General features: G+C 34.9%; 9 protein-coding genes. 1 reads left to right on the top strand and 8 read right to left on the bottom strand.

The genetic code is table 11. From position 1 onward, the window contains the following. The 4 genes from ACOYLP_RS09290 to ACOYLP_RS09275 all read right to left on the bottom strand — a co-directional run. On the bottom strand, window positions 1-686 hold a 686-nt coding region (locus tag ACOYLP_RS09290; protein WP_422855895.1), incomplete at its 3' end, for a pyridoxal-phosphate dependent enzyme. Window positions 687-755: 69 nt separating this feature from the next. Further along, entirely contained in the window at window positions 756-1,676 is a 921-nt protein-coding gene (locus ACOYLP_RS09285; protein ID WP_422855894.1) for a homoserine kinase, read from the bottom strand. Between the two features lie 42 nt (window positions 1,677-1,718). Beyond that, the gene (gene thrA / locus ACOYLP_RS09280; protein ID WP_422855893.1) at window positions 1,719-4,166 is read right to left on the bottom strand and encodes a bifunctional aspartate kinase/homoserine dehydrogenase I; all 2,448 of its coding nucleotides are present in this window, start codon (window positions 4,164-4,166) and stop codon (window positions 1,719-1,721) included. Window positions 4,167-4,249: 83 nt separating this feature from the next. After that, on the bottom strand, window positions 4,250-4,378 hold the full coding sequence (locus ACOYLP_RS09275) for a hypothetical protein (RefSeq protein WP_422855892.1): 129 nt from the start codon (window positions 4,376-4,378) through the stop codon (window positions 4,250-4,252). A 182-nt stretch (window positions 4,379-4,560) separates the two neighbouring features. On the opposite strand from ACOYLP_RS09275, the gene hutH reads away from it, so the two are divergent. After that, window positions 4,561-6,063 (top strand): histidine ammonia-lyase, encoded by a 1,503-nt coding sequence (gene hutH / locus ACOYLP_RS09270; protein WP_422855891.1) that lies wholly within the window; start codon window positions 4,561-4,563, stop codon window positions 6,061-6,063. Here the strand turns inward: hutH and ACOYLP_RS09265 are convergent. Genes ACOYLP_RS09265 through rimK form a run of 4 tightly spaced genes read right to left on the bottom strand, consistent with a single transcriptional unit; the run spans window position 6,060 to window position 8,528 of the window. Continuing rightward, on the bottom strand, window positions 6,060-6,425 hold the full coding sequence (locus ACOYLP_RS09265; protein WP_422855890.1) for a DUF1304 domain-containing protein: 366 nt from the start codon (window positions 6,423-6,425) through the stop codon (window positions 6,060-6,062). The two genes, hutH and ACOYLP_RS09265, sit on opposite strands and share 4 nt — an antisense overlap. A gap of 2 nt (window positions 6,426-6,427) precedes the next feature. Continuing rightward, window positions 6,428-6,943: a DUF421 domain-containing protein gene (locus ACOYLP_RS09260; RefSeq protein WP_422855889.1), complete on the bottom strand. Its 516-nt coding sequence runs from the start codon at window positions 6,941-6,943 to the stop codon at window positions 6,428-6,430. After that, window positions 6,943-7,110 carry a GldL-related protein gene (locus ACOYLP_RS09255; protein WP_422855896.1) on the bottom strand — a complete coding sequence of 56 codons (168 nt, stop codon included), beginning with the start codon at window positions 7,108-7,110 and terminating at the stop codon, window positions 6,943-6,945. The genes ACOYLP_RS09260 and ACOYLP_RS09255 overlap by 1 nt, the downstream gene beginning before the upstream one ends. A gap of 35 nt (window positions 7,111-7,145) precedes the next feature. After that, on the bottom strand, window positions 7,146-8,528 hold the full coding sequence (gene rimK, locus ACOYLP_RS09250; protein WP_422855888.1) for a 30S ribosomal protein S6--L-glutamate ligase: 1,383 nt from the start codon (window positions 8,526-8,528) through the stop codon (window positions 7,146-7,148). Window positions 8,529-8,595 lie beyond the last annotated feature (67 nt).

Here is an 8,595-nt window from a genome sequence, read left to right as displayed (position 1 = left end):
AAGAAAATATAAAACATTTGCGGTAACCAACGTGCAATGTTAATTGAGTTAGCTGAAGTAAGATTCTTGTGTGTTAAACTTTCATCTAGAAAAGCTTTCTTCACCATGTCTTGGCAATCGTCAAAAACGCCATCCACTTCGAGTGCTTTAATGTTTTGTTTAAGAGTTGTTAACTGTCTTTCCTGTATATCACTTACTTTTCCTGATGGATAAAGAATGATAACTTCTACACCTTTTACACCTAAAAAACCACTGGCAACGGCTCCGCCGGTATCTCCTGAAGTAGCAACTAAAACAGTAACATGCTTATAATCATTACGATTAAAATAACCCAGGCAGCGTGACATAAATCGGGCGCCAACATCTTTGAATGCCATTGTTGGTCCATGAAAAAGTTCTAAAGAAAACACATTGTCTTCTACCTGAACACAAGGAAAATCAAAACAAAGCGTTTCAGCTATAATACGTTTTAGTTCCGTTTCCGGAATCTCATCACCAACGAATTGTTTAATTGACTCAAAAGCTATTTCTTCATGAGCAAGTTTTTCAATGTTAGCAAAGAAAGAATCGGGTAGAGGAGTAATAGTTTCCGGAAAATACAAACCACGGTCAGACGCCAAGCCTTCAACAACAGCTTTTTGAAAACTCACTTTATGTTTTTTATTGTTTAAACTATAATACTTCATTTTTAAGTACGATTTACGAAGTCAGAAGTACGCAATATTGTTTGTATATCGTACTATGTACTTCTAACTTTATATAATTTTAGTTCCTTGATCATTCACTTTTGAAACATGCATATCAAAGGCAATACCTGTATCGAGGTAAGCGTTACTCATAGCATAGGCGACTTTTTCGGCTATTGATTGTCCTTTGCATAAAGCAAAAATCGAAGGTCCCGCGCCAGAAATTCCGGAACCTAAAGCTCCGTTTTCTAAAGCGGCATTTTTCACTAAATCAAAATTTGGAATCAAATGTTTTCTGCTTGGCTCGACTATAACATCGTTCAGCGATCGTCCAATCAATTCATAATCTTTAGTATACAAACCGGCAATTAATCCACCGAGGTTTCCCCATTGTGTAATAGCAGATTTCAATGAAACTGTTGGAGAAAGGACAGCTCTAGAGTCGGAAGTTTTCACTTCTATGTGAGGATGTAAAACTACAGCGTAGATCTCACTCGGACTTTCAATCTTTATAACATCCAACGGATTGTAACCACGAACTAAAGTGAATCCTCCTAATATACATGGCGCTACATTATCGGCATGCTCACTGCCGCTGGCAATGACTTCGCCTTTCATAGCAAAATGTACCAATTCCTGTTTGGTAAATGGTTTGCCCAAAAGTTCGTTGATTCCAAAAACTGCTCCGGCAGCACTGGCAGAGGAACTTCCAATGCCACTGCCGGCTTTTATTTTTTTATGGATTTCAATTTCGTAACCAAATTCGGGTTGCGTGGCATTTAGCAAAGCCAAACCAGCAACTCCGGCTACGTTCTTCTCTGTTTCCAATGGTAAGTCTGCACCAGTAATATTAGTAATCTTGATGCCTTTTTCAGCAACTTTACGAATAATCATTTCATCACCGATTCCTTCTAGGCACAATCCCATTACATCAAATCCGCAATTGAGATTGGCAATAGTGGCAGGGCAGAATATTTTAATTTCGTTCATTTTTTTATAGTTGCTGATTGTCTGAGTTGCTGAGTAACTGAGTTAAACATTTCCAATTCTAATTACGTCGGCAAAAATACCAGAAGCAGTAACTGCTGCTCCGGCCCCGGCACCTTTGATGATTAAGGGTTGGTCAACATAACGTTCGGTGTAGAATTCAACGATATTGTCTTTTCCTTCGAGATTGTAAAATGGACTTTCTTTTGGAATGAATTGTAATCCAACCGATGCTTTTCCTTTATCAAACTTTGCCACAAATTTAATTCGGCTATCTTTTGATTTGGCATCCTCTAATAGCTTATTGAAATGGGCTTCATGCTTTGTTAAAGACTTAAAGAAATCGTCATTGTTAGTTGTGTCCATACATTCTTTTGGCAGGAAACAATTGTTTTCAATTTCTTCTATATCCATTTTATATCCGCTTTCGCGTATAAGGATTAATATCTTGCGAGCTACATCAACACCACTTAAATCTATTTTTGGATCAGGCTCTGTAAAACCTTGAACACCTGCTTCTTTAACTACGTCATGAAAATTATAAGATTCGCTGAAATTATTAAAAATAAAGTTCAAACTTCCTGATAAAACGGCTTGAATTTTATTCACTTTATCTCCTGAAGCAATAAGATGCTTTAGTGTATCAATGATTGGCAATCCGGCGCCAACATTCGTTTCAAATAGGAATGGAGCATTGTATTTTCGGGAGAGATTTTTAAGGTTTTTATAATTGTCATATTCAGAAGAACAAGCAATTTTGTTACAGGTAACTACCGCTATATTTTGGCTTAAGAATTTATCATAAGTATTTGCAATATCATAGTTTGCGGTTATATCAACAAAAATACTGTTACGTAAGTTGAGGTCTTTTACTTTGGCAATAAAACTTTCTACGTTTGTTTTTTCTCCTCCTGCAACAGCAGCTTTCCAATCTTTTAGATTGATTCCTTCTTCGTCAAAAGTCATGGTTTTTGAATTTGCCATTGCTATGACACGAAGGTTTATTTTCAAATTTTCTTTTAGGAATTTATTCTGCTGACTGATTTGGTCAACAAACTTTTCTCCGACATTTCCAACACCCATTACAAATAGATTCAACTGCTTGGTATTGTCTTCAAAGAAACGTTCGTGAAGCGTATTTAGTGCTTTTTTAACATCTTTTTCATTGATAACTACAGAAATGTTTCTTTCTGATGCACCTTGAGCTATAGCTCTAATGTTTACGTTGTTTTTTCCAAGTGTGCTAAACATTTTACCGCTGATTCCCTGATGGTTTTTCATACTTTCGCCAACTAAAGCAACGATGCACAAGTCTTTTTCCACAATGGTTGGATCAACTCTGTTTTGAGCAATCTCAATTTCAAAAGTTTTATCGATGGCTGCTTTGGCTCTTTCTGCATCGGCATTAAGAATTCCAATACAAATGGAATGTTCTGAAGAAGCCTGGGTAATAAAAATTACATTTATATTATTTTGTGAAAGCACTTCGAATAAACGTTTGGAAGAACCTGCAACTCCAATCATTCCGGAGCCTTCGAGTGTAAGTAAGGCAATGTTGTCGATATGCGAAATTCCTTTGATGGGGTTGGCAGTTGCTTTTGGAGTATCAGAAATTAATGTTCCATATATTTCTGGTTCAAAAGTGTTTTTAATTAAAATAGGAATGCTATCTTTTAAGACTGGCTGTATGGTTGGTGGATATAATACTTTGGCACCAAAATGCGACAGTTCCATAGCTTCCTGATACGAAATGGTTTCTATTGGCTGTGCCTGTTTTACAATCTTCGGATTGGCAGTAAACATTCCGTTTACATCGGTCCATATTTCTAAAACATCAGCTTTTACAGCTGCAGCAATAATTGCCGCGGTATAATCAGAACCGCCACGACCAAGTGTTGTAATATTGCCATCTAGAGAAGAAGCAATAAAACCGGGAAATAACACAACCTGATTGGTATTGGATTTAAAATAATCGGCAATCAATTTATTGGTTACTGAAAAATTTACACTTGCTTTTCCGAAGTTGGAATCTGTTTTAATTAGCTCTCTACTGTCTTTAAAAGTTGAATTGCTTACTTTTTGTTTCAGTGCTAAGGCAATGATTTGAGAGGATAATAATTCACCAAATCCTGCTACAATATCAGCTGTTCTATTTGACAACTCGCCCAATAGATAACAGCCATCCAATAATGTTTTTAAATGATTGATATGGCTATTAATAGTTTCAATAATATCGCTTTGTTCACTTAACGGAATTAATTCGTCAACAGCATCTTTGTGTTTTTTTTCTATCTGGCTAACAATATCTTTATAGTTTTTGTCTTTTGCAGAAGCTGTTTTTCCAGCTAATATCAACATATCGGTTATGCCACTAAAAGCGGAAACAACTACGACCAGTTTATCTTCCTTGCTTTTGTTTGTTACAATGGCTATTGTTTTTGAAATATTTTCTGAATTGGCAACTGAGGTTCCGCCAAATTTTAATACTATCATTCGTTCTATTTTTTAGGAAATGTAAGATTATTATTTTTTTTTCTTTCGTTATGAAAGAACAGGACACAGTATTATATGAAAGATTATACCCCAAAAGGGGTTGTAGTTGATGAGGTAGCAACAATAGTTACTGCTAATAGATTAGCTGCTGAAGTTGAAATAACTATGTTTTCTTTATTCCACATGATTTTCAAAAATACTACTTTTTGCATAGTAAAAAAGTTTTAATCCCATTTTTATTAAAGTCGTAATAATATGGATAGTAGACAAAAAAAATAAACATTTTTCTAATTTAGAGAGACTTTCATTATTAAATTCTCAATAAAATACTATGAACAAAACTTGTTTTTTAACTATTGTTTATTCAATTTTGGAAACAAATTGCAAACTAAAAATGGAAAACACGCATTATATCAGTTCGGAAGTATTGACATTAGAGACTTTACAGGAAATTATATCTCTACATAAATCAATTTCACTTTCTGAAGAAGCCAGAATTAATATTCAAAAATGTAGAGAATATTTGGATAAAAAGATGGTGAACAACGACAAACCAATTTATGGGATAAATACTGGTTTTGGATCTTTATGCAATGTGAAAATTTCCAATGAAGATTTATCACGCCTTCAAGAAAATCTAGTAAAATCACATGCTTGTGGCACCGGAGATATTGTGCCAAATGAAATTGTAAAGATTATGCTTTTGCTTAAAATTCAGTCTTTGAGCTACGGAAATTCCGGAGTGCAATTGCTAACGGTGGAACGTTTGATTGATTTTTATAACAACGATATTCTTCCTATAATTTATACTCAAGGTTCTCTTGGCGCCAGTGGTGATTTAGCTCCTTTAGCACATTTATCATTGCCATTGTTAGGTTTAGGTGAAGTATTTTTTCAAGGTACTAAAATGCAGTCTTCTGAAGTGTTGAAGAAGTTTAATTGGGAACCAATAGTTCTACAATCAAAAGAAGGTTTGGCCTTGTTAAATGGTACTCAGTTTATGAGTTCTTATGGCTGTTATATTTTATTGAAAGCTATCAAGTACTCTTATTTTGCTGATGTAATTTCGGCAGTTTCTTTAGAAGGATTTTACGGAAGAATTGAACCCTTTCATGAACTAATTCATATGGTTCGTCCTCACAAAGGACAAATAGTAACGGCTAGAAGGATTAAAGAGATTTTGGAAGGAAGCCAAATTATTTTGCAACAAAAAACACACGTTCAAGACCCTTACTCTTTTCGTTGTATACCTCAAGTACATGGTGCTTCAAAGGATGCAATTGATTATGTTAAAAAAGTTTTCAAAACCGAAATCAATTCGGTTACGGATAATCCAAATATATTTGTAGGCGAAGATGTTATTATTTCTGGAGGAAATTTCCATGGGCAGCCGTTGGCTTTAGCTTTGGATTTTCTTGCCATAGCTTTAGCCGAATTAGGAAGTATTTCCGAAAGAAGAACTTACCAACTCATTTCAGGTTTGCGAGGTTTGCCAGCATTTTTGATTGACAATCCGGGACTAAATTCAGGCTTTATGATTCCGCAATATACTGCGGCGAGTATTGCAAGTCAAAACAAACAATTAGCTACTCCTGCAAGTATTGATAGTATTGTTTCAAGTAACGGACAAGAAGATCATGTAAGTATGGGGGCTAACGCAGCTACTAAGTGCTTAAAGGTTATGGAAAACCTTCAAAGAATTCTAGCGATAGAATTAATGAATGCTTCTCAAGCTATTCATTTTAGAGAACCATTGCAATCAAGTGCCTTTATTGAAATGTTCTTGAAGTCTTACAGAGCTGTTGTGCCATTGGTTAAAGAAGACAGAATTCTACATTACGACATAGAAAACTCGGTTGCCTTTTTAAATAGTTTTATAGTAGAGGTAGAAGATTAAATCTGCAGCATAAAACCCAACAAGCCCAATATAGCAGGAACTGCTTGTACAAAGAAAATTCTTTTAGAAGCAGTCATAGCGCCATAAACTCCAGCTATCAAAACACAGGACAGAAAAAAAATGGCGATGTTTTTGCTCCAATCAGGATCTGTAATACAAAGTGACCAAATCAATCCAGCAGCAAGAAAGCCGTTATATAAGCCTTGGTTTGCGGCCATGACTTTGGTTTTTTCAAATTGATCATCGGAAATGTTTTTAAAAACTATTCTGCCACTTGTTGTCCATGCAAACATTTCGAGCCAAAGGATGTAAATATGCAAAAATGCAATAAATCCGACGATAAGTTGAGAAAGAAGGTTCATAATTAATTATTTAAGGTTCCTAATGTTTTATGAATTTTGCGTTTGTGATGTGTTTGTTTCAGATTTTTATTTCCTGAAATTATGCTAATATTTCCGTCAATTTCAAACATCGCTAGTTTTACATCTTTATAAAATTCTACACCATGTTCTCGCATAGCTTCCTTTAATTCGTCATCAGTGATGCCCAATTTAGAGAGTGTTTTGAATTCTATTTTCCCTTCATGAATTAATATCTCTGGCTTATCTTGCACTAAACTTTTAATGAATTTTGAATTTAGCATTATTTTTTTTAAAATTAAATTGATTATGAATAATGCAACTGCTGCCGTTATTCCTCCCAAAAGAGATGAATTGCTACCAACCATTGCATTTTGAACTGAATTACTAATCAGCAAAATCAGGATAATATCAGCTGTGTTGAGTTGGGATAATTCTTTTTTGCCAAATAAACGTATAGCAATAATCATAAAAATATATACTGAAACGCTTCTGAGTGCTATATCGAGGTAGGGATTCATTATTTATTTAGAAAATTAGACTTGTTCTCTTTTATTATTTTGAGTATTATTAACACAACAACAATGACTTCTGAAATTAATCCAATAGATAGAAAAGAGTTTGCGGTCATTCCTGCATATGTACAATGCATAATTTTGAATAAAGCGCCAATGACAACCAGTATCATCGCTAAAAAAAATAGAATTAAAAGATGTTTGTTTTTCATGATTTAAATTTAAAGTTTTTTTCAATTGCTTTAATCATAGCTCCTGCAATATCTTTATTAGTTGCTCCTTCAATACCTTCTAATCCTGGTGATGAATTGACCTCTAATAGCAATGGTCCTTTTGATGAACGGATTATATCTACTCCGGCTACTTTCAAATCCATTGCTTTTGCTGCTTTAACTGCCATTCGTTTTTCATCTGAAGTTGGTTTAATTACTGAAGCAGTTCCTCCCATATGAATATTTGCTCTGAATTCGCCAGGTGCGGCTTCTCTTTGTATAGCAGCCACCACTTTTCCATTTACAACAAATAAGCGTAAATCCTTACCATCGGCTTCTTTAATAAATTCCTGTACCAAAATATTAGCATTTAGGCTTTTAAAGGCATTAATAACAGACTCCGCTGCTTTTTTGGTTTCTGCCAAAACTACACCTTTTCCCTGAGTGCCTTCGAGTAATTTTATAATTAGAGGCGGTCCACCAACCATTTTTATCAAATTGTCTGTGTCCAAAGGCGAATTAGCAAAGCCAGTTGTTGGTATATCTATACCATTTCGCAACAATAATTGCAATGAAAAAAGTTTGTCTCTTGACTGTGTTATAGCGGAAGCTGAATTTAAACAAAATACTTTCATTGCTTGAAATTGTCGGGTTAATGCACAACCATAAAATGTAATGCTTGGCCGGATTCTGGGGATAATAGCATCAAAGTTGTCTAAAATTTTCCCACCGCGATAATGAATCTCTGGTTTGTCTGCATCGAGCTTCATATAACATTCCTTAATGTTTAGAAAGTGCATTTCGTGTCCACGCAATTCACCGGCTTCCATAATTCGTCGATTACTATACAAATCAGGATTGCTTGCTAAAAGACCAATTCGTAAACCAGTTTTGTTTGGTATAGTTTCAACGTATAATTCTTTTAGATTTTCTAACGATGGTTGATTCAATAGGTATTTTTTTTCCGGATCAACCAAAATCCGACCACTCATTGCTTCCCGGCCTAATAGCATTCTAAACCCCATGGAATCTCGATTGGTTAACGTCATTTCAATTTCCCAAATATCAGCCCCTATTTTTAGTTTAGTCTGAATAACACATCGTTGTTCCCGAAAGCCACTTGAACTTTTGACGATACGTCTGTCAATAAGTCTGGCTTCGCAATGAATTACGGTTTTTAAATCATTTTGAATAGGGTTGATGTCAAATTTAACCCAGTTTTCAGACTCTTTTATGAATGGAGCGATGTTAATAGCGTGCAAAGCCGAAGTTTTAGCACCTGAATCTACACGTGCTTTGATGAAAGGTACAGATAACTCGGGAAATGTGCACCATTCCTCGGAGCCTAATATTATTTTTTTTTCTTCTTCTTGTAGCATGTTGGCGGTAATAAAAAACCACGAATTCAGAATTTGTTATGTCAATTCGAAAATTCGTGGTTTGAAT

Origin of the sequence: Flavobacterium sp. (assembly GCF_049318325.1) — a bacterium.
Taxonomy (GTDB): Bacteria; Bacteroidota; Bacteroidia; order Flavobacteriales; family Flavobacteriaceae; genus Flavobacterium.
Note: the sequence above shows the minus strand (reverse complement) of the source record. Positions and strands in the feature narration are given on the sequence as shown.

Excerpts from the sequence above, each read along its gene's own strand:
- ACOYLP_RS09285 (WP_422855894.1), bottom strand. The coding sequence starts at position 1,676 with ATGAACGAAATTAAAATATTCTGCCCTGCCACTATTGCCAATCTCAAT.
- thrA (WP_422855893.1), bottom strand. The coding sequence starts at position 4,166 with ATGATAGTATTAAAATTTGGCGGAACCTCAGTTGCCAATTCAGAAAAT.
- ACOYLP_RS09275 (WP_422855892.1), bottom strand. The coding sequence starts at position 4,378 with ATGCAAAAAGTAGTATTTTTGAAAATCATGTGGAATAAAGAAAACATA.
- hutH (WP_422855891.1), top strand. The coding sequence starts at position 4,561 with ATGGAAAACACGCATTATATCAGTTCGGAAGTATTGACATTAGAGACT.
- ACOYLP_RS09265 (WP_422855890.1), bottom strand. The coding sequence starts at position 6,425 with ATGAACCTTCTTTCTCAACTTATCGTCGGATTTATTGCATTTTTGCAT.
- ACOYLP_RS09260 (WP_422855889.1), bottom strand. The coding sequence starts at position 6,943 with ATGAATCCCTACCTCGATATAGCACTCAGAAGCGTTTCAGTATATATT.
- ACOYLP_RS09255 (WP_422855896.1), bottom strand. The coding sequence starts at position 7,110 with ATGATACTGGTTGTCATTGGCGCTTTATTCAAAATTATGCATTGTACA.
- rimK (WP_422855888.1), bottom strand. The coding sequence starts at position 8,528 with ATGCTACAAGAAGAAGAAAAAAAAATAATATTAGGCTCCGAGGAATGG.